General features: G+C 34.0%; 28 protein-coding genes. 7 read left to right on the top strand and 21 right to left on the bottom strand.

All coding sequences use genetic code 11. The features are described 5' to 3' along the window. Positions 1 to 61 precede the first annotated feature (61 nt). Positions 62 to 700 (top strand): DUF3298 and DUF4163 domain-containing protein, encoded by a 639-nt coding sequence (locus IEV35_RS07335; protein WP_229740675.1) that lies wholly within the window; start codon positions 62 to 64, stop codon positions 698 to 700. A gap of 205 nt (positions 701 to 905) precedes the next feature. Next, on the top strand, positions 906 to 1,463 hold the full coding sequence (locus IEV35_RS07330) for an NADPH-dependent FMN reductase (protein WP_188384007.1): 558 nt from the start codon (positions 906 to 908) through the stop codon (positions 1,461 to 1,463). 52 nt (positions 1,464 to 1,515) lie between these two features. Here IEV35_RS07330 and IEV35_RS07325 read toward each other — a convergent pair whose 3' ends face one another. From IEV35_RS07325 to IEV35_RS07300, 7 genes are all read right to left on the bottom strand, one after another. Continuing rightward, positions 1,516 to 1,692 carry a hypothetical protein gene (locus IEV35_RS07325; RefSeq protein WP_188384006.1) on the bottom strand — a complete coding sequence of 59 codons (177 nt, stop codon included), beginning with the start codon at positions 1,690 to 1,692 and terminating at the stop codon, positions 1,516 to 1,518. An 86-nt stretch (positions 1,693 to 1,778) separates the two neighbouring features. Continuing rightward, positions 1,779 to 2,345, bottom strand: a complete 567-nt coding sequence (locus tag IEV35_RS07320) for an NADPH-dependent FMN reductase (protein ID WP_188384005.1) — start codon at positions 2,343 to 2,345, stop codon at positions 1,779 to 1,781. A gap of 11 nt (positions 2,346 to 2,356) precedes the next feature. Then, a complete protein-coding gene (locus IEV35_RS07315; RefSeq protein WP_188384145.1) occupies positions 2,357 to 3,415 on the bottom strand; it encodes an LLM class flavin-dependent oxidoreductase in 1,059 nt (352 codons plus the stop codon). A 148-nt stretch (positions 3,416 to 3,563) separates the two neighbouring features. Then, complete coding sequence (locus IEV35_RS20110; protein ID WP_229740674.1) at positions 3,564 to 3,953, bottom strand: phosphotransferase; 390 nt, start codon at positions 3,951 to 3,953, stop codon at positions 3,564 to 3,566. Next, a complete protein-coding gene (locus IEV35_RS20105; RefSeq protein WP_229740673.1) occupies positions 3,940 to 4,335 on the bottom strand; it encodes a phosphotransferase in 396 nt (131 codons plus the stop codon). The genes IEV35_RS20110 and IEV35_RS20105 overlap by 14 nt, the downstream gene beginning before the upstream one ends. A 51-nt stretch (positions 4,336 to 4,386) precedes the next feature. Further along, entirely contained in the window at positions 4,387 to 4,797 is a 411-nt protein-coding gene (locus IEV35_RS07305; RefSeq protein WP_308419772.1) for an NUDIX hydrolase, read from the bottom strand. 36 nt (positions 4,798 to 4,833) lie between these two features. Continuing rightward, positions 4,834 to 5,421, bottom strand: coding sequence for a DUF2441 domain-containing protein (locus IEV35_RS07300; RefSeq protein WP_188384003.1), 588 nt, complete (start codon positions 5,419 to 5,421; stop codon positions 4,834 to 4,836). A gap of 168 nt (positions 5,422 to 5,589) precedes the next feature. Between IEV35_RS07300 and IEV35_RS07295 the strand changes: the two genes are divergently transcribed. After that, positions 5,590 to 6,003, top strand: coding sequence for a VOC family protein (locus IEV35_RS07295; RefSeq protein ID WP_188384002.1), 414 nt, complete (start codon positions 5,590 to 5,592; stop codon positions 6,001 to 6,003). Positions 6,004 to 6,140: 137 nt separating this feature from the next. Here IEV35_RS07295 and IEV35_RS07290 read toward each other — a convergent pair whose 3' ends face one another. Genes IEV35_RS07290 through IEV35_RS07275 form a run of 4 tightly spaced genes read right to left on the bottom strand, consistent with a single transcriptional unit; the run spans position 6,141 to position 7,645 of the window. Further along, positions 6,141 to 6,587 (bottom strand): GNAT family N-acetyltransferase, encoded by a 447-nt coding sequence (locus IEV35_RS07290; RefSeq protein WP_188384001.1) that lies wholly within the window; start codon positions 6,585 to 6,587, stop codon positions 6,141 to 6,143. Positions 6,588 to 6,638: 51 nt separating this feature from the next. After that, entirely contained in the window at positions 6,639 to 7,133 is a 495-nt protein-coding gene (locus tag IEV35_RS07285) for a phosphoribosylanthranilate isomerase (RefSeq protein WP_188384000.1), read from the bottom strand. Positions 7,134 to 7,163: 30 nt separating this feature from the next. Continuing rightward, positions 7,164 to 7,325, bottom strand: a complete 162-nt coding sequence (locus tag IEV35_RS07280) for a hypothetical protein (protein WP_188383999.1) — start codon at positions 7,323 to 7,325, stop codon at positions 7,164 to 7,166. A 50-nt stretch (positions 7,326 to 7,375) separates the two neighbouring features. Next, positions 7,376 to 7,645 carry a CPBP family intramembrane glutamic endopeptidase gene (locus tag IEV35_RS07275; RefSeq protein WP_268237917.1) on the bottom strand — a complete coding sequence of 90 codons (270 nt, stop codon included), beginning with the start codon at positions 7,643 to 7,645 and terminating at the stop codon, positions 7,376 to 7,378. Between the two features lie 144 nt (positions 7,646 to 7,789). Between IEV35_RS07275 and dsdA the strand changes: the two genes are divergently transcribed. Next, on the top strand, positions 7,790 to 9,121 hold the full coding sequence (gene dsdA / locus IEV35_RS07270; protein WP_188384144.1) for a D-serine ammonia-lyase: 1,332 nt from the start codon (positions 7,790 to 7,792) through the stop codon (positions 9,119 to 9,121). Between the two features lie 95 nt (positions 9,122 to 9,216). Here the strand turns inward: dsdA and IEV35_RS07265 are convergent, their stop codons facing one another. Continuing rightward, positions 9,217 to 9,747 carry a hypothetical protein gene (locus IEV35_RS07265; RefSeq protein ID WP_188383997.1) on the bottom strand — a complete coding sequence of 177 codons (531 nt, stop codon included), beginning with the start codon at positions 9,745 to 9,747 and terminating at the stop codon, positions 9,217 to 9,219. A gap of 172 nt (positions 9,748 to 9,919) precedes the next feature. Between IEV35_RS07265 and IEV35_RS07260 the strand changes: the two genes are divergently transcribed. Continuing rightward, a complete protein-coding gene (locus tag IEV35_RS07260; RefSeq protein ID WP_188383996.1) occupies positions 9,920 to 10,831 on the top strand; it encodes a carbon-nitrogen hydrolase family protein in 912 nt (303 codons plus the stop codon). Positions 10,832 to 10,885: 54 nt separating this feature from the next. On the opposite strand, the gene IEV35_RS07255 is transcribed toward IEV35_RS07260, so the two are convergent. Then, positions 10,886 to 11,281: a VOC family protein gene (locus tag IEV35_RS07255; RefSeq protein WP_188383995.1), complete on the bottom strand. Its 396-nt coding sequence runs from the start codon at positions 11,279 to 11,281 to the stop codon at positions 10,886 to 10,888. Positions 11,282 to 11,379: 98 nt separating this feature from the next. Further along, the gene (locus IEV35_RS07250; protein ID WP_188383994.1) at positions 11,380 to 12,756 is read right to left on the bottom strand and encodes a hypothetical protein; all 1,377 of its coding nucleotides are present in this window, start codon (positions 12,754 to 12,756) and stop codon (positions 11,380 to 11,382) included. A gap of 193 nt (positions 12,757 to 12,949) precedes the next feature. Between IEV35_RS07250 and IEV35_RS07245 the strand changes: the two genes are divergently transcribed. After that, positions 12,950 to 13,993 carry a YkvI family membrane protein gene (locus IEV35_RS07245; RefSeq protein ID WP_188383993.1) on the top strand — a complete coding sequence of 348 codons (1,044 nt, stop codon included), beginning with the start codon at positions 12,950 to 12,952 and terminating at the stop codon, positions 13,991 to 13,993. 70 nt (positions 13,994 to 14,063) lie between these two features. On the opposite strand, the gene IEV35_RS07240 is transcribed toward IEV35_RS07245, so the two are convergent. Next, a complete protein-coding gene (locus IEV35_RS07240) occupies positions 14,064 to 14,738 on the bottom strand; it encodes a metallophosphoesterase (RefSeq protein ID WP_229740672.1) in 675 nt (224 codons plus the stop codon). A 254-nt stretch (positions 14,739 to 14,992) separates the two neighbouring features. After that, positions 14,993 to 15,421, bottom strand: a complete 429-nt coding sequence (locus tag IEV35_RS07235; RefSeq protein WP_188383991.1) for an NUDIX hydrolase — start codon at positions 15,419 to 15,421, stop codon at positions 14,993 to 14,995. A 366-nt stretch (positions 15,422 to 15,787) separates the two neighbouring features. Here IEV35_RS07235 and IEV35_RS07230 point away from each other — a divergent pair, with 366 nt between their 5' ends. Next, the gene (locus IEV35_RS07230) at positions 15,788 to 17,173 is read left to right on the top strand and encodes a purine-cytosine permease family protein (protein ID WP_188384143.1); all 1,386 of its coding nucleotides are present in this window, start codon (positions 15,788 to 15,790) and stop codon (positions 17,171 to 17,173) included. Between the two features lie 101 nt (positions 17,174 to 17,274). Here the strand turns inward: IEV35_RS07230 and IEV35_RS07225 are convergent, their stop codons facing one another. The 5 genes from IEV35_RS07225 to IEV35_RS07205 all read right to left on the bottom strand — a co-directional run bounded on the left by IEV35_RS07225 (position 17,275) and on the right by IEV35_RS07205 (position 22,579). Next, entirely contained in the window at positions 17,275 to 17,652 is a 378-nt protein-coding gene (locus IEV35_RS07225; RefSeq protein WP_188383990.1) for a hypothetical protein, read from the bottom strand. 157 nt (positions 17,653 to 17,809) lie between these two features. Continuing rightward, positions 17,810 to 20,080 (bottom strand): glycoside hydrolase family 65 protein, encoded by a 2,271-nt coding sequence (locus IEV35_RS07220; RefSeq protein ID WP_188383989.1) that lies wholly within the window; start codon positions 20,078 to 20,080, stop codon positions 17,810 to 17,812. Then, positions 20,081 to 20,773, bottom strand: a complete 693-nt coding sequence (gene pgmB, locus IEV35_RS07215) for a beta-phosphoglucomutase (RefSeq protein WP_188383988.1) — start codon at positions 20,771 to 20,773, stop codon at positions 20,081 to 20,083. A gap of 57 nt (positions 20,774 to 20,830) precedes the next feature. Continuing rightward, on the bottom strand, positions 20,831 to 21,847 hold the full coding sequence (locus IEV35_RS07210) for a LacI family DNA-binding transcriptional regulator (protein WP_188383987.1): 1,017 nt from the start codon (positions 21,845 to 21,847) through the stop codon (positions 20,831 to 20,833). Positions 21,848 to 21,880: 33 nt separating this feature from the next. Then, positions 21,881 to 22,579 (bottom strand): YesL family protein, encoded by a 699-nt coding sequence (locus tag IEV35_RS07205; protein WP_188383986.1) that lies wholly within the window; start codon positions 22,577 to 22,579, stop codon positions 21,881 to 21,883. Positions 22,580 to 22,593 lie beyond the last annotated feature (14 nt).

Below are 22,593 nucleotides of genomic sequence, written 5' to 3'. Positions count from 1 at the left end.
CATGGTGGGGACTGTCCCCACCTAATTAAATGGCACACTCTTTTATCGTTAGAATAAACTAATGAAAAAGGGAATGATAAATTTGCCTACTTTTCCAGTCCAAGTAAGTAACCAAATGATTAGTAGTGGACCTGATATAGTTGTATATTACCCAATTGTTTTCAACATGGATGATAAAGCACTAGAACAATATATTAATCAATCGATTATAGAAGAAACACAAAAGTTAATTAATAAACAAATATCTGAAATGGATACACCTATCGTGAGTATGGTTGGTACCTTTGAAATTAAAAATAATCAACGTGATGTTTTATCTATTACTCTAACTAATTACGCCTACCATGATAAAGCTGCCCACGGTATGACATATATTGTATCGTTAACATTTGATCTAGAAAAAGGAAAGAAATGTGAGTTAGCAGATTTATTTAAACCTGGTAGTAACTATGTAGAAAGAACTTCAGAACTTATTAAAGAACAAATTCGGGTTCGTGAAATTAGCTTAATCAATGAATTTACTGAGATTAGTCCTAATCAACAGTTTTACATTGCAGACAAAACACTGGTGATTTATTTCCAACTCTATGATTTAACACCTTATGTATTTGGATTCCCGATGTTCCCTATCTCTGTTTATGATTTACAAGATATAATTGATGAAGAAGGCCCTTTGGGAAGAATGGCGCAGAATAATTGAGAATGTGAAAAGGCTGATGAAACCAGCCTTTTCATTCTACTAACACTTCTTTATACTATCCTCTATTCTCCTGCTTCATAAATAAAATTCCTAGCGAAGTACGATTTTTTCATAAGCTTAATACACATTTGAGCAATTACTTTGGAAGGAATCCTGATAATAGGGTAGGATTTTAAATATAAGTTAAAGAAGAGAGGGAATTATTTTGAAACTAGTCGGAATTTCAGGTACATTAGCTGGAAATAAGACATCTCAAGCAGTGCATGATGTGCTAAATGCTGTAAAAAATATCGATTCAACTATTGATATAGAATTAATTGATCTGAAAGATTATGATATTGAATTTTGCCGTGGGGAACCTTTAACATATTATAATGATGAAACTTGGAGTGTTGTTAAAAAGATCTTAAATGCGGATTTCTTAGTATTTGGTACACCAATTTATCAAGCATCTATATCAGGAGCTTTAAAGAACTTACTAGACTTTTTCCCTGAGTATGCCTTTAAGAATAAAACAACTGGAATCATTGCTACAGGGGCTTCAGAAAAACATTTCCTAGTTCCTGAATATCAACTTAGACCAATTTTGTCATACTTAAAAGCATCGATACCATCTTCTTATGTGTTTGTCCATAACAATTCTTTTGATATTGAGACTGATGAAATTATAGATACTAAAATAGCGAAACGAATTCAAAGTCTAGCCGAAGAAATGGTATTTATGCAGAAAAGTATTAATACACGTAATGAACAGGATAACTAATCTTTAAATGGTGCTTAGTGTATTTACTAAGTACCATTTTTGAATTACTAATTTACTTCTTATAACCGATCACCATAAATACTAGTCCTATACCATATCCAATAAATGCACCAATTGTAATTCCTAGTAACAATTGTTCCGTAAACATTCCTGTTATTATTCCAAGACCTGTTCCAACTAATAATCCAATAGTAGTTGCATAACCATTTAATTTCTTATTTTTATTCATTATAGCCCTCCCATGATTATTAATATGTAGAATAGCCTTGTAAAAAAACAGGATCTCCCGTTTAGGAACATCCTGTTTTTCTTTAATTAAAATCCGTACTCTTCTTCTTTTGCTTTGCGAATATTACTATATGTTTCTGTTAATACAACAGTATCTTCCACTAACCGTTCGATTCTGAAGCTAACATCATCATTAATGATTTCTCTTCTATAAAAATCTTTTTCTTCAATAAAAACATAAGATTGAACAACTTGTGCTTTCATGTACGAAAGAATTGGTTTAAGTTGTTGTTCTGGAATTAAGAAATGCTTAGATGATCCAGCTGTAACAACTATACTTACTACTTTATCCTGAAATGCCTTTTCAGGTAGTAAGTCAAAAATATTTTTTAATGTGGCTGGAATGGATGCTTGAAAGATCGGTGTTCCAATGATAATAGCATCTGCATCCATTAATTCCTTGGTTACATAAGCAGTATCGCCGTCATAGTCCAAATAGTTTCGGCCATCACTAAATTGAATATTAAAATCTGCTAAGTCAATCAAACGAAAATCAACTTCAGGATATTTATCGGCTATTTCCATCGCTACATCGTTCATTGCGGTTCTTGTTTTCGAACCAACAATAGAACCTGACAAACCTACTATTTTCATGTTCTATTCTCCTATTTCTTTGCAGTATACTTTTTAATTGCTGGTAAAATCTCATTACCAATAATCTCTATATTTTTCATCACTTTATCAAAAGGAACTCCACCAAATTCTAATTGTGCCATATAGCGTTGATGCCCAAACTGTTCATGCTGATAAAGAATTTTTTCAATGATTTCTGCCGGACTTCCAACAAGCATTACACTACGCTTATCTGCTCCTTGGGCAAATAATTGCTTTGCAAAGCCACGACCATTCGTATATTTCATTCCTTCATTTATATGAGGATAATATTCCCTTAATGCCTGTTGTGTTGTTTCAGCAGTATAGAAAAATCCTGTTGTTGCAACTGGAAAATCTAATGGGTCTCGACCTGCTTGTATTAACGATTCACGATAAGCATCAATGGACAGTTTAAAATGAGATACTGGTCCACCGAGCATTGCAAGAGCCATTGGCACCCCTTGGATACCTGCTTTTATTGCGCTTGCAGGTGTCCCACCAACTGCACGCCAAATTGGCAAGGAACCATCTTTTGGTCGAGGTAATACTTTTGCATTTCTAAGTGGTGCACGGAACTCCCCATTCCAATTTACTACTTCATTTTCATTAATTTGTAATAGTAACTCAAATTTTTCTTCAAATAACTCCTCATAATTCCGTAAATCATAACCTAATAATTCAAAAAGTCCGACCCGTGAAGCGCGCCCGGCAATAATTTCTGCTCTCCCATTCGATAATAAATCAATCGTAGCAAAATCTTCATATACTCGAACCGGGTCAGAGGTAGAAATAATCGTTGAAGAGCTTCCAATTTTTATTTTCTCGGTAGCCTGAGCAATTGCTGCTAATACTACGGTATGAGCCTGTGTTGTAAAATACTCTTGGTGACTTTCACCGACACTAAAAAAGTGTATCCCTGCTTGTTCCGCTAATTTAGCTGCTTCTACCATCTCATTAATACGCTGCTCGGCAGAGATTCGTTCCCCTGTAAGTGGATTCGGAAGATGATCCCCTAGTGTATATAATCCAAATTCTAATCCTTCATTTTGGTTAATACGATATTTTTCCATATTCATCTATTAGCCTACTTTCATTACATGTTCTTATTCTGATGAAATTTAATTCTTCTTTCTAATATGATTATAACGCTTTGGAAACATGAATGAAAAAGTTAGGGTTTAAACAAATTTCCAATCAAAGAACTTTACAAAATAATAATTAGAAAAACTCATATAACCCTTCATCAAAATATGTGTACTCTTCTTTTGTTACTCTATATCTTGTATATCCTTCATAAAAAGCCTCCACGTATTCTTCATTTTCTAAAAAACGACTTATCGCCAAAGATTCATCATACCGTGGATCACCTATTGTCATTCCTGCCACATCAATAAATGTTTGTACCTTTCCATCCACAACTAATACATTATCAGTTGTACAGTCTCCATGAATATTAGTTTGCATCACAGGGGCTGGCATATTAGAATTTAGCTTATCTAACAAATATGCACTTCCTTCTGCTTGTCCTAATTTTAGATACTTTTCAGCCTTTATTAATTGAAGCTCTAGCCAGTTCTCATGATGATTCAGACATTCAACCAATTCCATTTCGTGGAACTGTTGCAGAAAAACGCCCGAAACTTCTTATTAAATTTTTTCTTTCTGAATTATCTCTCGCCTTGCTCAATGCAGAAGTTAATGTGATTCCTTCTTCAAAAGACATAAGTAAATGGCTGCTATCTTTAGCTTGTATAAAACTATAAAACTTTGGGACTGGAACTCTATTTAGTTGGTTTAATTTCTTTAGTACTTGCGCCTCCGTATTTAACCAATCTCTATACCTTTCATCAAATGAGCTTTTTAACAAATAGCAAGCCTCATCTGTAACTATCTTATGTACTTGTGATGTACAACCTTGTTCTAGTAATTTAATAATTTCCTTGATCTCAGAAGTTATTTCTTCTAGTCTCTGCTTCAGCTCTGTATCCACTTTCATACACCTCTTTAACCACTTAAAAATTAATATAGAAAATCGAGTGAACTACAAACGAATAGTATCGTCATGAAACAACTTATCTTTTACTGAGTTGACCTGTTCAATCATATGACCTATGTTTCCTTCTCCTGCATATATAGACTGATCAAAAAAGTTATGATCTAATTCTGACCAATATAATGTATTTTCATCACCAGAAACGAATACCTCCCGTGCCAGCCTGCCAACATATACTTCAATATACAAATCATGAAAATAATATGTAAAGTCCATTAAATGATGAAGTTGAACATCATCTTTAGTTATACTTGTTTCCTCATATAATTCACGATAGGCTGCATCTATTCCTGTTTCATCACGTTCAATTTTACCGCCAACTAAATTACTTAATCCCTTATAAGGCTCTTTCAATCGTTTGCACATTAATAACTTGTCCATCGCCTTGTTATAAACCATGATTACGTTATACCCTTGCACCGCACTCACCCTCATTTAATATTCCTTGATAATTTCTACTACTTCTATCTTCCCGTCAATTAAAAGTTCAGGAAGGTCACTTGTTCCATTACTTTTCCAATATTCTCTCGCTTGGTCTATTTTTTTCGAGAAAGGTACCCCATCTTCTTTTGGTAATAGATTTGCATCACCTTCAAAATATTTACCAGTTACTTTTAATTTTACAATCTGCAATACTTCTCGGTTAAACGAATTAAATAATTTTTCCCATTTTAAAATATCCTCATAGTTCCTTGCAGCATATAGACAAGATAATCGGGAAGGGTATTCAGGATATTCCTCTAATCTGACCATTTCAACAATGACTTCTCTAATCGCTCTAATTGTTTGACTAACATATTTAATCGCTACTTCTGCATTTTCATTAGTTAAATGTAAACCATCATTTGTATAATTCCCGTACAAAATCTGAATGAAGTCTTCCCCTTTTGAGTTTAGCCGTTCCTTTTCAAAGAAGAAATTATATAATGTATTCTTTTGATTCTTATCGAAATGAATAACTTGTCCAAGCACCATCTTTTTCTTCGTCACAAGATGATATGCGTAAAATGCTCCTTTTGCCATTATGTCGTCTCCCTATCTACCAGCTATTCTATTTTGTTCTATATTACCATACTATTCAGACGACAATTAATTTACCAAACATAAAATTCTAGTTTTTTTTATAATAAAAAGGAGAATTCAATAAAAAAAGAGAATGTATTATTTATCCAAAAAAAGAGGAGAGATAACATGAAACAGAAATTATTACGTGTAGGTACAACCTATTTACCAGTAAGTAATGTAGAACAAGCATCAGACTGGTATGTAAAACATTTAGATGCAGAATTAAATTACAAAGATGATGATAAAGCAATATTGAATTTTGCAAATCAAAGTTTTTTTCTAGTTAAGTCACTAGAGAATGAACATTCTAATTTCAGTGACATCTATGGAAAAGAGCGATTTTCATTAACTTTTGAGGTAGATGGATTAACGGCTTTAAAATATTTACACGAAGACTTCACCAAGAAAGGTATGACAGTCGGAGAAATTGAAAATAGAGGACATGCTGGTAGAAATTTTGTATTCTCTGATTTAGATGGAAATCTATTTGATGTATGGAGTGAACTTAGTCCTGATTTTAAAGAGAAATATTTAAGTTAATCAGAATAAATGGGTGCATTACTATTCACTTAATAGTTTGCACCCTTTTATTTTAACAAGAATTATATTTTGGAGCATATGTATGTAAGACTTATTATCTTCCTTTATTATGAAAAAAGTTAATAGAACTCTCCTAATTAATCAAGTACATATTTAAAGATTAGTTCTCCATTCGGGTCTTTTTCATCCATATATGCAAAACCAATACTTTCATATAATCGACGAGCAACTGTATTTTCTTCAAGAATGCTTAAATAAATTACATCAACCCCATAATCTTGAGCCACAATGGGTATTAGTCGCTCCATTGCCATTCTTCCATAGCCTTTGCCTTGGAATCGTTTATCGATCATAATTCGGTCAATCCAAGTATCTTTATTAGGCCCAAAAGAACCATACATCGCAAAACCAATTATATGTTCGTCATAATAAATAGCAACTGGATGCCATTCTTTATATATACTAGCCTCTTCTAGACACTCAGCTACCGTCTCAATAAAATGCTCTTGTTCTTGCCTTAGTTCAATTTTTCTTACCTGTTTTTCATTCGTATCAGTTATATTTTTAAAATAGAGTTTTCCCATAACAATCCTCTTCCTGCCGCTATGTGTTTCAACCAGCTATTATGTTGTTCCTTACATTATTCGTTTCAAATATTCAATTTTACTTAAGTCTTTATTATTATTTTGATTAGCACGATAACTGTCCTTAGAAGATGCCTCATAAACTTGCAAATATTGTTTAGGATTTAGCAAATAATATTGTGCTCCTCTTGTTTGTTGTAATTCTAAGTCTTCAAGAGCAATTCCTGCAAAACTTGGTAAAGTATCAATAATGCCAAACTCAACAGATAATCCATTTTTAGTAAATTCATGTTCGTGCAAATCTACTAATTCATAACCTAAATTCATCATGAGCTTCTCAATCTCCGACCAATTATAGATATTACGATCTGGTGGTACTTCCCATCCTCTTTCATCACCAGGTACATGTATGTCTAAATCCCCAGATTCCCAATCCTTTCCAGTCACAACTTCTAATCCAACTGAGCCCATTAACAATGGAGTTATTCCAATCTCATTTAATTTTGTTGTTATGATAATAAATTCATCAAATTTGTTTATATTCATTACTTACACCTCTTAAATCTCTTTTATCTTTTAAACTCTATAATGTTCATCCTTTTGTTCACGTTTCTTTTTGAGTTCCAATCTATAGCTCTCTAGTTTCCTTATTTTCTTAAAAGTTAACAAAGATAGTAAAGTGACAAATGCGTATTGTATGAAATCAGCTTCACTTTCTTTATGAATGATCTTTTCCATAAAATCACTCCTTCCATTATCATTTTCCCCTATAATAAATGCGAAAATAACTAAAAGAACAATGAAACTAATAGGTTATACATAGAATGGATGATTATTACTGACCATAGCGAATTACTTTTCCTATAAATGTAACCAAAAATGATACCCAATATAAATGTAGTTAGGATTGGACTAACAATGCCTGGGAATTCGAACATTCCACGATAAAACCAAATTGGAAAGTGAATCGAAACAAATAATAATGCTGTAACTGTATTGGCTAGCCAGAAATGATAATAGTCCATTAACTTTCTTAGTATAAAGCCTCTAAAGACAATTTCCTCAATCTATATTTTATATGAGGAACAGGATAGTATTATAATCTTATCATATTATTTAAATTTTCTGTATAACAGATATGCTAATATGGTAGTTACCTATAATATTTTACTTAAGGAGGGATTAACGTGGACAATCTAAATATGGAAGCACTTCTATTAAATGAAACTCTCCAACCACTCATACAATCACTCACTTCGTTGGAAGAATTATTCTGGGTAAACCCAAAAAAGGAGTTATTCGACAGTAGTATCAAAAAATCTCCTTTAGGATTGGATGACGTAATAGAGGCAGAAGAAAGGTTGAAGCGCTTTGCACCATACATTGCTACCGCTTTTCCTGAAACAAGGCCGATGAAAGGAATCATCGAATCGCTTCTCATTAGCATTGCTTCGATGAAAGAAGCTTTAGAACAGCAGTTTAACCAAAAAATCCATGGAGATTTACTACTAAAACGCGATAGTAACCTCCCTATCTCTGGTTCTATCAAAGCAAGAGGTGGAATCTATGAAGTTCTTAAATACGCGGAAGAATTAGCTATCGAACACGAATTATTGACGATTCATAAGGACTATTCTATTTTTGATAGTCAGACATTCAGGGATTTTTTCTCTCAATATACAATAGCGGTAGGATCTACGGGGAATTTAGGACTAAGCATAGGTATTATCGGTACGAAATTAGGATTCAATGTTACTGTTCATATGTCATCTGATGCAAAACAATGGAAAAAAGACTTACTTCGAAAGAAAGGTGCCACCGTAATTGAATATGAATCTGATTACAGTAAAGCAGTAGAGGAAGGCCGGCGCCAAGCAGAAAAAGATCCTTCCTGCCATTTTGTAGACGATGAAAATTCTATGGATCTATTTTTAGGGTATGCAGTTGCAGCATTTCGACTAGTTAAACAGTTAGAAGAATTAGAGGTAACAGTAGACGAGGATCATCCATTATTCGTATATCTACCTTGTGGTGTAGGTGGAGGACCTGGTGGAATTGCGTTTGGGTTGAAGTTATTATTTCAAGATCATGTTCATTGTTTTTTTGCAGAACCAACACATTCACCAAGTATGTTACTCGGTCTCATGACAGGACTCCATGATAAAATCTCTGTACAAGATATTGGAATTGATAATATAACTGCTGCAGATGGTCTTGCAGTCGGGAGACCTTCTGGTTTTGTTGGGAAAGTAATGGAGCCTTTCTTAAGTGGTAGTTATACCGTTAGTGATGACCAACTGTATAGTTTATTAAAGAAATTAGTTGATACTGAGGAAATTTATTTAGAACCTTCTGCTTTAGCTGGAATGATTGGTCCAACAATGTTATTTCGAGATGGAACTAACTATTTTAAAAAGAATCAATTGAACAAGCAAATGGGTAGTGCCACTCATATTGTTTGGGGAACTGGTGGGAGTATGGTTCCTAAAGAAGTGATGACGGAATACTATCAGAAGGGAAAAGAATGGATTTAAAGATTGAAAGTATTTATATGTTAGGAGGCGAAATCATCGTAATGATTTCGCCTTTTATATAGTAATTTACAACCATCTCCATTATGACTAGGAAGCTAGTTACTCCCTATTTCCTCTAGCCACTGTTTTACTTTTTCATCCATCTCAAGTTGCAGATCCTCTATATTTCCCGCGTCTTTTTGAGCAAGTTTTACATATTTCTTTGGAAACATTTTTTTCAAAGAAGACTCATACAAACTCCCATCTTTAGGTTCTGTATAGTCGATAACCGAATATTTATTATCCTGTTTACTTAATTGTATGACCGCAGGCAATGAATGAGCCGCTTGATTTTCCATCCCAGTTGATTCATTAAATCCAGCAAAAAAAGACCATATATACACAGTAATAACTCCGTCCACTTCACTCGTACCATAGACTTTATGTACTTCAAATTGTTTGTCTGTATGTGCATAAGAGGAAGAATATTTTTGAACAATGTAATCGGAAATGACTTCATTCATCTCATCAGTAACTTGTACATCACCATCAATAAGATTATCAACACCCGGCTGACAACTTGTTAATACTAGTAGTGCAAAGAACAAAAGTAACGTAGCCACACTTTTTCTTTTTAGTTTTTTCATAAATCAGCGCGCTCCTCTCCTAATTAATTAAATATTACCATAGTTTCAAAGTGCCTGACACCCGTCAGTTTTTGTCGAATTTCGTCGTAAGTTATTTAAGTAATTTTCCCTAAAGTCTTTGTTTTACAAAAAGTCTCTTTCTAGCTATACTTTCAGCAAAGGAGGGAGTCAGATGTCGACAGTTAAGGTTGCCGTAGTACAGGCTGGTTCTATTGTGATGAATAAGGAGAAAAGTGTAGACAAAGCTCTTCAATTAATTCAAGAAGCTGGTAGGGAAAATGCAAACATTATCGTTTTTCCAGAAGTGTTTATCCCTGCATACCCTAGAGGAATGAGTTTTGGTGCTATAGTTGGAAGTCGATCAGATACAGGTCGTAATGAGTTTTTACGATACGCACAAAATTCCATCACCATACCTAGTCCTGAAATAGATTTACTTGGAAATGCCGCCAAAGAGATCGGCGCTTATGTTGTTATGGGAATTGTAGAAAAGGATGGCGGTACTCTTTATTGCACAACGGTTTACTTTGGGCCAGATGGCTCTTTACTTGGAAAGCATCGGAAATTGAAACCAACAGGGAGTGAAAGGCTAATTTGGGGTGAAGGAGACGGAAGCACAATGCCTGTTATTAATACTCCATACGGTAAAATTGGCTCATTAATTTGTTGGGAGAATTATATGCCATTAGCACGTGCTGCAATGTATGAGAAAGGAATTCAACTATATATTGCACCAACAGCTGATGCACGTGACACATGGTTTGCTAGCATGCAGCATATTGCACTTGAAGGTAGATGCTTTGTTTTATCATGTAATCAGTATTCAACAAAGGATATGTATGAAGAAGATTTACTCGAAAACGAGGATATTAAAAAGATGCCTCATGAAATTACTAGAGGCGGAAGTTGTATCGTTAGTCCTCTTGGAGAATTTATTGTGGAACCAGTATTTGGAAAAGAGGAAATACTCTATGCCCAATTAAATCTAGATGACATTACTCGTAGCCATTTTGATTTTGATCCAGTTGGACATTACAATCGAAAGGATATTTTTCAACTTATAGTGAACGAAAAGAAGCAATAAATAATAAATATCCCCCACATACACAAGACGTACATATGTGGGGGACAATGCATATTATTTTGCATTCTCATCAGGTTGATGAATACCAATAACATTTCCTTCTGTATCTAAGTAGTAACCTTGCCAAGCCATACCAGGTAAAGCATACTTAGGCAAAGCTACTTTTCCGCCAAGTTCAAGAATTTTCGCTTCGGTAGTGTCATAATCTTCAACATTTATCGTACATGAAAATCCATTCATTGGTTGACCGGGCTCTGGTGGTGCACCTTTACGTTGCATTAAGGCGCCATTGATTCCTAGTTCATTGTCATCACCTGTTACTGCCCCAAAATAAGGCATTCCCGCATAGTCACTCCAGTCCTCAAACTTCCACCCAAAAACTTCGCCATAGAAATTTAGTGCTCGCTCCATATCTATAACATGAACCTCAAAATGTACTAATCTTCCCATCATACCCCTCCTAGGATAAACTTATCATTCTATAATAGAATTCGACTTTCCTTATTCTTTATCCTTCAAGGAGTATAAAGAAAATAATTTATTTACAATCATGCGAGTTTTTCAATTTTATCCAGTTCATTTATAAAGGCAGGTTTTCGCTCATAGGTATCCTTTAATTTAATAACTAATTGTTCAAATTTATTATCCCCACAGGCTTCCTTATATATTAACAGCTTCTTGCAAACAGCTTTATACTCTCTTCTATCCCGAGCATTATTAGCTTCAAATAATAAATAGTTTGTAAAGATTTCTTCCATTTTCTCTGGATAATCTTCTTTAATATCTCGATAAAGCTCTAGTATCGTAGAAGGAGATTGTTCTACATAGTTTAAAATTTTGTCACTGCGATTCTCTGATTGGGCGATATATTCATAGACATGGGGTAAGTACTCTGTTTTTTCCTCAAACATTAGAAAAATATCCTCTAACACATTCTGCCATTCCCCATTAGAATATAATTCCTTTAACTTCCGATAAGCGTCATATTGATTATCTAGTACAAACTCAAGGAGAAGTTCTTTTTGTTTTTCAATATTATTTGTTTCTTCGTATATCTGTAGACGATACTTCTTCCATTCTTTCACAAGTCCCGGATATAAATGATATTTTTCTTCTCCTTCTATGCAAAGATCCAAGGCAGATTTATAGTTTTCAAGTTCCATTTCTTTTTCAATAGCCATTTTCCGAAATGAATCATATTCTAAATGGTTATATACAAATTCAGTTGCTTGTTCGACTTCACCATTTCTTTCAAGTATCTTTAACTGAATTTGTAACAATGCTTCTTTATCATGATCAGAAGACCTGGAAGGTATAGATGCAAGTTGGTTTAATAACTTCTCTACCGTTTCTTCTAATTTTCTTCTTACAGTCGTACGGGCTGAATAGATTGTACAGACATCAAGCAGTTCATAACGGGTATCACTCCATCCATCATACCGCTTATGCATTGCTTCCTTGAGGATTAAGTTAAATGTACGCTCTTGCACACGATTGTTTGTAGATAATAGTAGTAGTGAGGATGCGTCATTAAGTAAAGTAATCGTTTGACTTATCGTAAATCCAATTTCACCACCAGAATCATCCGTATATTGCAGCATGTCAATAACATTGGAGAGTACTGCAATACCTAGTTTTACCGCCATTTCTTCCTCTCCACTGTTTAATTTGTTCCTACCTTTATCAAGAACCATTTCTACTCCTTGAAGCGCGGCATGAACATTACGCCAAGCTATAAATCCTTGTCTCTTGTTCTCATTAATATATTTTCGAATTAATTGTTTACTAGCTTTTAATTCATCACTAGGTGTAGACAATTTAAATTCAATTGTCCTTGCCACATCTTGATAACTGTCTGCTAACTCCATAACTAAATCAACTAATTCCTTCTTTGTTAGCTTAGATACTTCCTTTTCTAAATTCAAAATCCTAAAGCACCCCTCTTACATTTTGACTCTATACTTTATACTTTAGTGTAGCATAAAATATTCCTTTAATTGCAAGGATAGTGAATTTACCTCCTATCAAGAAGCTTTCTTACAATTTCTCAGATTCACGATAGAAAGCTTGTCTTATCTTGCCACCTTCAACATATACATATTTGTGGGAGGTATTCTTATGAATCAATGGATAGCGATCATGCTTGTAGCGGCAACTTATATTGGAACAGTCATTGGTGCAGGCTTTGCAACAGGTAAGGAGATAGTAACTTTTTTTAGTAATTTTGGAGTATTAGGCACGATTGGTATTTTTATCAGTTGTTATCTGTTAACTTTTTTCGGAACAAAAATTATGTTAATCTCAGCCAAAATAGAAGCATACTCATATAAAGAGTTTAATGAGTATATCTTTGGAAAAATCTGGGGTAGACTAATCAACGCAATTATATTCATCATTGTAATGTCTGTAACATCTGTTATGTTATCTGGTGCAGGTGCTGTATTTCACGAACAACTTGGAATTCCTTATCTATTTGGGGTTATTATGACAATTACTCTCGTATACTTTGTTGTCTTAAAAGGATTAAACGGCCTCTTTGCTATAAATGCTTATATAGTTCCATTAATAATTTTATTTGGCATATTTATCTTCATTTCATTATTTAGTGAAAATCCAATTGAACTGCTTAGTCCTTTATTTATGTTAAAAATACCAAGTAACTCATTTTGGATTATCTCACCTTTTACATATGCTTCTTTCAATATTATTACCGCACTAGTCGTACTCGTACCTTTAGGCAAGGAAATGAAAGATGAAAGAGTTCTTAAATGGGGAGGGTTCTTTGGGGGGCTTGGATTATTCATTTTATTATTACTCAGTCATTTTTCCCTATTGGTAAATCCCGGAACATTTCCCTTTGACATACCAATGGCTGAAATTGTAAAACAGTTTGGTAGGTTCATCCATGTATTATTTTTAATTATTATTTTTAGTGAAATTTTTAATACGGTAACTGCTAATGTTTACGGGATCAGCAGACAATTAAAAATGAGTTTTGGTTTAAGGAACAATCATTCTACCTTAATTGTTCTTCTTATTATTTTTTTAGTTAGCCAACAGTACGGGTATGGACAACTACTTTCCATTTTATATCCGATATTTGGCTATGTAGGCTTGATCTATCTTGCTTTTATATTGTTTAAAAAAGTTCCTCAAAAGTAATAAAAGACAGCTTGTAAAAATCTGCAAGCTGTCTTTCTTAGCCTTTTACTCCTTATCATGCGCGAAATCTTTATTCCATTTCATGTTTCAATTCGATTAAACTAATCTGACTCTGATTCAAAAATCTAACTGGATAACCTGTGGTTCCAACACCGCTATCTATATATAAAAATTGTTCCGTTGTGATTTTAAATACACCTTTATCTAAAACTGGGAATAAACTTCTGTCCGGACCAATAATTGCTCCTACAAATGGAAATCTCACTTGGCCACCATGTGTATGACCGCTCAAAATTAAATCTGCCTTTATACTATGATAATTATTTACGACACTTGGGGAATGTGAAAGTAGTATCGTATAATTCCCTTGATTCACATCAGCAAAAGCACCATTCATATCTTCATGATTAGTTGATTCATTATCAATACCGACTAAATTAATGTCAATATGTTGTATAGTGACTACCCTATTTTCATTACGTAATACAACAACGCCTCGGTCTCGTAGGCCATTTATAAATTCTTCTAAGTTATCATTTGTCATTTCATGATTTCCGGTTACATAAAAGACATTTTGATTTATCTGTTTGATCATCTCAATAAAATCATAAACCTTATTAAATTCCGATGTCCCTCTACTAATTAAATCGCCAGTTAAGACGACGATATCTGCGTCCGCTTCCTTTACTGATTGAATCAATCTTTTATTTTTCTTACCAAACACTTTATTATGTAGATCACTCACTTGTAAAATTGAAACTTTTGATCCTCGTGGGATTTTATTAGTTTTAAACTGAACACGATTTATTTTAATTATGTTTGTATCATAAAATAATTTTATTAAAGTACCTAGGAACAATGTGATTATTACCGTTACAAATTTCTTCAAGGTGCAAAATTTATTTTCCATTAGGTTTCACCCACTCATAAGTCTTCTGTGACATTTTTTACTTATTATAATCTAATTTCTAGTTGCACCCAAATTGTTCATTTATCGATTCAAAAACGTTCCTTCAATAGTAAACTTGCTAGCTCAATATTTTTCTTTATAAAACCTGGCAAATGAGAATGATCCATTATTTCATTCGTTGTCATCCATAAAACTTCATCTACTTCATCGATACTCTTTGCGTAAGGTTCCCCTGATTTATGTCGACACAAAAACACAATATCAACGACATGCTGACCAGCATCTGTTATAAAAGATGAGCTATTCACATACTGTTGAATCGTAACTTCAATTCCTACTTCTTCATATATTTCTCTGAGTAAAGTTCTTTCTAAAATATCAGAAGTTGTGCCTTCTTTTTCACACTTCCCCCCTACTAAAGAAAGGGCTCCTCCTGCATGCTCTTCTTTTTCACTGCGACGAATTAATAGCCATTCTCCACCTCGATAGATGGCACCTTCCACATTAACAATAAACATAAGAATCACCTTTTCCCAAGTATTGATTAATTGCAGTTTTCTTAAAATAATCTTATTAGGAATCAATATACCATAGTATTCAAAATTATGAACCGTTAACCTTGCTTTTTACAAAAAGGTGCAGTAATACAACATAAAACGAACTATTCCTACGAAAAACAAGCTTATTTCCGAATCAGCACTCAGTTTTCGCCGTTTATGATTAAGTATTCACTAATATAGCGTTTGTTTTATGATGAAAATACTGATAGTATAAATAAGTCACTGTCTGTTTCAAGCAAGTAAACAGTTATTTGACGGTTTGTTTTTATGAATACATTATGTGAAACATTGCACAAAGGAGATGGTAATTTGGATTCTACTAATATGACAGAAAATCATCTTTCTGAATCAAAAGGAGATGATTATTCATTAGGAAGAGTACCAAGAGAAAAAAGAAACATGGGATGGCTTAGTATTACAAACATTACATTTGGAATTGCGACAGCAATATTTTATTTCCAAATGGGAAGTGTAATGGCACTTCAATTTGGCGCAATTAACGCTATTATTTCTGCTGTATATGCCATAATTGTTGCTGGTATATTAGGTACATTCATCGCCTATCTTTCGGCAAAGTCCGGAATGAATGTGAATCTAATATCCAGAGGCGGTGGTTTTGGTTATATCGGTGCATCGCTTACTTCATTAATTTACGCAACTAATTTTATAATGTATTGTGCACTGGAAGGTATGATTTTAGTTGCTGCAGTACATGAATTCTTCCCCGTCATTCCTGAATGGGCATTAATCCTCTTCTTCGGAACAATCGTAATTCCACTTAATTGGTTCGGAATTAAACAGTTAGACAAACTACAAAAATGGTCTCTTCCACTATTTTTCGTGTTCCTAATCGCAGCTATTGTGATGGCGTTCATGACACCGTCTGAATATGATGGATACTTTTGGTCATATATGCCTGAAGGAGTCCAAGCTGGCGGAACCGCTTTATTATTATGTATTGGTATGCAGCATGGAATTATGGGCTTAACCCCATTACTTGCATCAGATTATGCTCGTTTCTTAAAGCCTAAAGATATGAAAATAGGTATCTTTGCTATAGGATTTATTCCACAAATCTTCTGTTTTGGAGTAATGGGTGGTCTAGGAATTTGGTTTGGTGTACGTTTAGGTGAACCAAATCCAGGGGTCTATATCGTATTATTACTCGGAATCTTTGGGGTATTATTTACCATGCTAACGCAAATAAGAATTAACATTACAAACGTTTATAGTGGATCACTTTCATTAGCTAATTTCTTTGAAAACGCATTTAAATTTACACCTGGTAGACGTTTTTGGGTAGTAGTTACTGGTGTTGCTGCAATTATCCTTATGCTTGGAGGAATTGTAGATCATCTAGAATTAGCAATGACTTTCCAAGGAGTATTCTTAATGACTTGGGCTACCATTTTAGTAGTAGACGCTGTAATCGTCAAAAAGTTACTAAAGATTGGACCTGGTTATTATGAAGCTAGACAAAGTAATTTATTTAAATGGAACCCAGTAGGTGTAACAGCTTTACTCATTTCATGTATACTAGGTACCATTGCTGCTTTAGGGTTCATTGGAGAATTCTTACAAAGCACAGCAGCCTTTTTCGCTGCATTATTAGCAGCTATCATTACCATAGTTCTTTCTATTTCTACTAAAGGAAAGTATTACGTTAGAAAAGAAGCAAATGATATAGATAAAGAAGATTATATCGCATAAAAGGGAGCTCTCCACTTTCTATAAGTGGGGAGCTCTTATGTCTTCTAATTTACTTCACTTAATATAGAATAGTATAAGGAAGAAGATTTATTACCTCGCGCCTATTCTAACGGCAATTTTTCCCTTTCGGCTTTGGAACTAAGGATAGAGTAGATCTCTTTTACTACTGCTTGTTCCATCTCTACAGAACCCGCGTAAAAATGCGGATCTCCAGTATCATAATAAATAAAATGATCTGTTCGTAACCATAAAAGTTTAATTTCGTGATTAGGTAATTCTCTAACAAGTTCGTTAATCATGTTTAGAATAAAAAACTCATACATTTCAAAAATCACAGTAGTTCCTTTTTGCACTTGAAAAGCAAACTCTAACCAATTATTTTCGTATGTTGATCCACTTTGGGCTTCTAATTTATCTTTTATTGATTGAACATAATACATATACTTTTCATCTAATATTATATCTATTTTAGATTTCATACTCGTATTCTCCCTTACCCATACATAAACTATCTGCGTGGAAATTAAACTTGACATTAAAATAGATTATAGCAAAAAAATGAAACGCGAGGCATAGATTGACTTTGAATACGAAAAAGAACTCATTCTAAATCCAAAATGAGTTCTTTTTTATTTCCTAATTCATACATTCTATTTTACTACCACTCTCTACATATACCTTCTCACCTTGATGGACTATCTCTAGTCCTTCTCCGTTTAGATTGGTGTACGTAGTCTTTTCTTTCTCAACCATTACTTTAATCAGTCTGTCTTGATATTGAACGTTAAATTCTAATGATGTCCACTGTTCAGGAAGGGATGGAGTAAACGATATTCCACTTTCCTTTACTCGAACACCCGCAAAACCATAAACAATAGCAAGCCACGTTCCACCCATATTTGCCATGTGAAGCCCGTCTTTGGTGTTTCCATGTGTATTATCTAAGTCTAGACGTGCTGTTTCTATAAAATAATTATATGCTTTATCTTTATAGCCAAGTTTGGATGCCATAATGCTGAATGCACAGTGAGACAAGGAAGAGTCATGAGTTGTTACTTGTTCATAATAATCATAAGAATTTTTCATTGTTTCAAAATCCTGCTCATCTTCTAATAAGAAATGTGCAAGTACTGTATCAGCCTGTTTACAAACTTGATATCGATATAAAGTTAATGGATGATAATGTAACAATAATGGATATTTTTCTTTAGGCGTACTATCAAAATCCCAACGATCTTTTTGAAGGAACGTATCATCCTGTGCAGTAATTTTTAGATTATCGTCATATGGTAAGAACATCTTCTCGCCAGCTTCTTGCCACTCTATTACTTCATTTTCCGTTAATTGTAGACGTTCAGTAAGCTCCTCTATACTTAAAGGGTCTTTTTTCTTTAATAACTGATATGTCTTTGCTGCCCAAAGTAAATTATGTTTTGCCATAACGTTCGTATAATAGTTATTATTAACGATACACGTATACTCGTCTGGTCCAGTTACATTATCAATTCGAAATTCCCCATTCAAGAAATGCCCTGTATCGACCCATAATCTCGCTGTTTCAAATAAAACTTCAGCCATATATTCTTTAAGAAAATTCTCGTCTTTCGTTACTAAATAATATTGGATGAAACTATACGCAATATCAGCACTTATGTGATATTGTGCTGTTCCAGCTGGAAAGAAAGCAGAACTTTCTGGTCCTGTTATTGTTCTCCACGGAAATAGTGCACCCTTTTTATGCCCCATTTCTCTTGCCCTTTCACGAGCACTATCTAAAATGGAGTAACGGTGTAACAAAAGATTTTTCGCTATTTTTGCATCTGTCATTAAGAAAACAGGGAATATATAGATTTCCGTATCCCAGAAGTAATGTCCTTCATACCCTTCTCCAGACAGCCCTTTTGCAGAAATATTACTATATGGGTCTTTACCTACTGATTGTAATAGCTGATACAGATTGAATCGAATACCTTGTTGAAGTTCTTGATCGCCACTAATTTTCACATCTGCTTTTTCCCAGAAGTCATTGAGATAACGTTGTTGTTGTTCTAACAAAGTAGCAAAACTTTTTCCTTTTACCCTGTTTTGAATGGTAATTGCTTCTTCAACTGTACTACGTCCATGTCGATAAGTATCTGTATAAATATTAAACTTCGTAAAATGAGTGGGACCATTTGCGATATAGACTTCCTCTACACCATTTACGGTCATATTTGTTTCATATGTATAGTTAGACGCTGAAACATTCGAAGTAGTAGCACATGCAACTTCTAACTTTGTATTCTCTGTTTCACTTTTAATAATGTTGATATGTCCTTCTTGCTTCACCTCAGTTACGTGAAGCAGCTTTGCATGACTAGATGCAACACGAGGATCGTTTTTATCAACAAAATTCGTTACATCTCCATTTATCGTAGAAATAATTTTAATTTCATTAACTGGTGTTACAGGCTCAACCTTCAAATCGATAAGAAATAACTCTTTCGTAACAAATGATACTAATCTCTTAAAATGGAATTTTACTATTTTCCCAGCAGGTGATTTCCATTGAATGATTCTTTCGGAAAACCCCTTATCCATATGCAATTTCCTTTCATAGGAAATTACTTCTCCTGAAAATAAGGAAAATCGTTCTCCATCTATATAAATTTGAACAGCCTGTCCATCAATGATATTAACAAGTTTTTGTTGTTTCTCTGGAAAACCGAATAGTTTTTCCCCATAGTTAATTTGTATTTCATCGTGAAATGCATTTATATATGTACCACGAATCGATTTAAAATTATCTTGATATCCTTCTTCAAAATTTCCTCTTACACCAAGATAACCATTTCCTAGGGAGAAGAGACTCTCATTGATTAATAGATTTTCTTGATCTAATGCTGAGTTTGTTAATGTCCATGTCATCTACCTCACCCCTTTATGCAGATTCCAATCGTTATAGCGCTTTACAATTTCTTCAAATACTAACTCTGATGTATCCTGAACTACATACTTTGCATCCCCTAAGTGTTTTATTTCTCCAACACCTACTGAGAACATTTCAGCCTTATTAATTGCTTCTACCCCTGCTTTTGCATCTTCAACTCCAACGCATGCTTCATAAGGGATATGTAATCGATCTGCAGCAGTTGTAAATGTTTCAGGATCGGGTTTACCTTTTGTTACAGTTGACGCATCGACAACAAAGTCAAAGTACTCGGTAATACCTAGCTGTTTAAGGACTTCAGTAGCATTTTTACTAGCGGAACCAAGCGCGATTTTAATATTATTTCTTCTAATTTCTTTCAAGAGAACTTCAATACCCGGCAATATGTTAGTTGCATTAATCGATTGAATCAACTCTTGATAGTGTTCATTTTTTTTCGATGCTAGTCTTTCTTTTTCATCTGCTGAAAGATTATTATTAGACGGAGATAAGGCAAGGATAAGGTCTAATGACTCCATCCTGCTAATTCCTTTAAGCTTTTCATTAAACTCTCTGTCAATCTTTATCCCAATCTCGTCTGCAAGTTTTTTCCATGCTAAATAATGAAATTCTGATGTATCAGTGATTACTCCATCTAAGTCAAAGATAAACGCTTTTGGGTAGTTTTTCATCGTTGCTTTCCATCCCTTTAAAAGTGATTATTTATTCTTCTAACACGGTATCTAACACTATTCCAATGTTCTCACACTATCTCTTGATACTAATTCATGCTCCACAAAGACTTGGTTTTTATCTACTTTATTATTCATTAAATTCTGTAATAGAATTGCGGCCTGTCTACCAATCTCCACAAAGTCTTGTTGCACCGTTGTCAGTTTGGGGTTGGAATAATTACTAAATACGAGATTATCGAAACCTGTAACAGAAACATCTTCAGGAATGCTTAGACCGGCTTCCGTAACAGCTCGAATGACACCAAATGCCATCAAATCACTAAAGCACAAAAATGCAGTTGGCCGCTTCTTCTTCAAATAATCTTTTGCTAACAAATAAGCTTCCTCTTCAGAGAAATTAGCAAATAGCACTGAACTATTAGTTAACTCTAAACCATAAGAATAAAAGGCCTCTTCTACTCCTTTTATGCGCTCCATATTAACGAAGGTTTCCTTCGTTCCAGCCATAATGACAATGTCTCGGTGATTTCGCTCTAATAAATGACTAGCTATCTCAAAGCTTGCCTTTCTATTATCTATAGAGACACTTCCAATTAATTTATTCTCTAATCCAGTAATAATATCAACATAGACTACAGGTAACTTTGTATCGATAAGTTCCTTAAAATACGGGTCATCCGTTCGCATCCCTTGTAAGATAGTTCCACCAATATTCCTCTCACGGCAAAATTGAGCATAACTCTTTTGTTTTTGCTTTTGAGAGTCAATTAAAAAGATAGATAACTCATATTGAGTCTCCTCAAGAGCAGTATACACACCTTTGAATATATCAAATGCATTCGTATCTTTTTCATTATTATTAAGAACCCCTGATGATATAAGCCCAATTGTACGTTGTTTCTTGGAAGATAAATTTTTTGCCACGATATTTGGGCTATAATTTAATTCCTCTGCAACAGCAAAAATCCTCTGCCTTGTTTTTTCATTCACATCTGCATAATTATTAAAAGCTTTAGAAACAACACTAACGGATACCCCTGCTTTTGCTGCAACATCTTTTATTGTAGCCACTCTCAAAACCTCTTCCTATTTATACTATTTCCTCTATACACTTTCCCCTACTCTTTTATTTTCTACCTTCCTAGTAAATTGGTAGAAAGTTAGGAAGGATAAGCATGCACTTATAGTTCCAGAAAAAAACGGAAACAGGAACCAGATTTCCATAGTTATCATGACTAATAGTAAATTGACAACTAAAACTCCGAAGAATAATAATGGACTTCCAATTGTTACAAAAAATGTATTTTTGAAGCGTTCCTTTAATTTCATATGATAATGGGCTTGCACGGAGAAGTAATTTACGTTCATCACAAACAATGTAATGCCTAAAATAAGAAATATGATTGTAAATAGTTGACTACTTTTTTGGACATATAGAATATCAACTAACCAAACAAACCATATCACTGCCCAAAGTATACCAGAAAGAAAACTCTGCTTATAATTATCTTTCATATAGGAGAGATAGGCTTTAATTAATGATACTTGTTCACGCTTCATCACCCAATCACGTGCCGTTACAAACATTGCAATCGTTGAGGGAAATAACAGGAAAGGGATGAACAATATGGCTGGTATCGAATATAGAACCTTTCCACTGATCTCTTCATGTTGTAACGCACTTACGATAATAAAGATCATTGGTAAATTAATGATGAACCAAATGATATTGATGACTGAGATTCTCATCACCCAGTTGGCTATTCCATGTAGCCCTCCCATAAGACCTGTTAATCTTCCCATATACACTTCCTCCT

The sequence above is a fragment of the Ornithinibacillus halotolerans genome (assembly GCF_014637405.1).
Classification (GTDB): Bacteria; Bacillota; Bacilli; order Bacillales; family Amphibacillaceae; genus Ornithinibacillus; species Ornithinibacillus halotolerans.
The sequence above is the reverse complement of the archived record's forward strand: the minus strand, read 5'-3'. Positions and strand labels throughout refer to the sequence as shown.

What these genes read in the sequence shown, in the direction of transcription:
- IEV35_RS07335 (WP_229740675.1), top strand. Translation starts at nt 62, where the DNA reads ATGAAAAAGGGAATGATAAATTTGCCTACTTTTCCAGTCCAAGTAAGT.
- IEV35_RS07325 (WP_188384006.1), bottom strand. Translation starts at nt 1,692, where the DNA reads ATGAATAAAAATAAGAAATTAAATGGTTATGCAACTACTATTGGATTA.
- IEV35_RS07320 (WP_188384005.1), bottom strand. Translation starts at nt 2,345, where the DNA reads ATGAAAATAGTAGGTTTGTCAGGTTCTATTGTTGGTTCGAAAACAAGA.
- IEV35_RS07315 (WP_188384145.1), bottom strand. Translation starts at nt 3,415, where the DNA reads ATGGAAAAATATCGTATTAACCAAAATGAAGGATTAGAATTTGGATTA.
- IEV35_RS20110 (WP_229740674.1), bottom strand. Translation starts at nt 3,953, where the DNA reads ATGGAATTGGTTGAATGTCTGAATCATCATGAGAACTGGCTAGAGCTT.
- IEV35_RS07305 (WP_308419772.1), bottom strand. Translation starts at nt 4,797, where the DNA reads ATGGTTTATAACAAGGCGATGGACAAGTTATTAATGTGCAAACGATTG.
- IEV35_RS07300 (WP_188384003.1), bottom strand. Translation starts at nt 5,421, where the DNA reads ATGGCAAAAGGAGCATTTTACGCATATCATCTTGTGACGAAGAAAAAG.
- IEV35_RS07295 (WP_188384002.1), top strand. Translation starts at nt 5,590, where the DNA reads ATGAAACAGAAATTATTACGTGTAGGTACAACCTATTTACCAGTAAGT.
- IEV35_RS07290 (WP_188384001.1), bottom strand. Translation starts at nt 6,587, where the DNA reads ATGGGAAAACTCTATTTTAAAAATATAACTGATACGAATGAAAAACAG.
- IEV35_RS07285 (WP_188384000.1), bottom strand. Translation starts at nt 7,133, where the DNA reads ATGAATATAAACAAATTTGATGAATTTATTATCATAACAACAAAATTA.
- IEV35_RS07280 (WP_188383999.1), bottom strand. Translation starts at nt 7,325, where the DNA reads ATGGAAAAGATCATTCATAAAGAAAGTGAAGCTGATTTCATACAATAC.
- dsdA (WP_188384144.1), top strand. Translation starts at nt 7,790, where the DNA reads ATGGAAGCACTTCTATTAAATGAAACTCTCCAACCACTCATACAATCA.
- IEV35_RS07265 (WP_188383997.1), bottom strand. Translation starts at nt 9,747, where the DNA reads ATGAAAAAACTAAAAAGAAAAAGTGTGGCTACGTTACTTTTGTTCTTT.
- IEV35_RS07260 (WP_188383996.1), top strand. Translation starts at nt 9,920, where the DNA reads ATGTCGACAGTTAAGGTTGCCGTAGTACAGGCTGGTTCTATTGTGATG.
- IEV35_RS07255 (WP_188383995.1), bottom strand. Translation starts at nt 11,281, where the DNA reads ATGGGAAGATTAGTACATTTTGAGGTTCATGTTATAGATATGGAGCGA.
- IEV35_RS07245 (WP_188383993.1), top strand. Translation starts at nt 12,950, where the DNA reads ATGAATCAATGGATAGCGATCATGCTTGTAGCGGCAACTTATATTGGA.
- IEV35_RS07235 (WP_188383991.1), bottom strand. Translation starts at nt 15,421, where the DNA reads ATGTTTATTGTTAATGTGGAAGGTGCCATCTATCGAGGTGGAGAATGG.
- IEV35_RS07230 (WP_188384143.1), top strand. Translation starts at nt 15,788, where the DNA reads ATGACAGAAAATCATCTTTCTGAATCAAAAGGAGATGATTATTCATTA.
- IEV35_RS07225 (WP_188383990.1), bottom strand. Translation starts at nt 17,652, where the DNA reads ATGAAATCTAAAATAGATATAATATTAGATGAAAAGTATATGTATTAT.
- IEV35_RS07220 (WP_188383989.1), bottom strand. Translation starts at nt 20,080, where the DNA reads ATGACATGGACATTAACAAACTCAGCATTAGATCAAGAAAATCTATTA.
- pgmB (WP_188383988.1), bottom strand. Translation starts at nt 20,773, where the DNA reads ATGAAAAACTACCCAAAAGCGTTTATCTTTGACTTAGATGGAGTAATC.
- IEV35_RS07205 (WP_188383986.1), bottom strand. Translation starts at nt 22,579, where the DNA reads ATGGGAAGATTAACAGGTCTTATGGGAGGGCTACATGGAATAGCCAAC.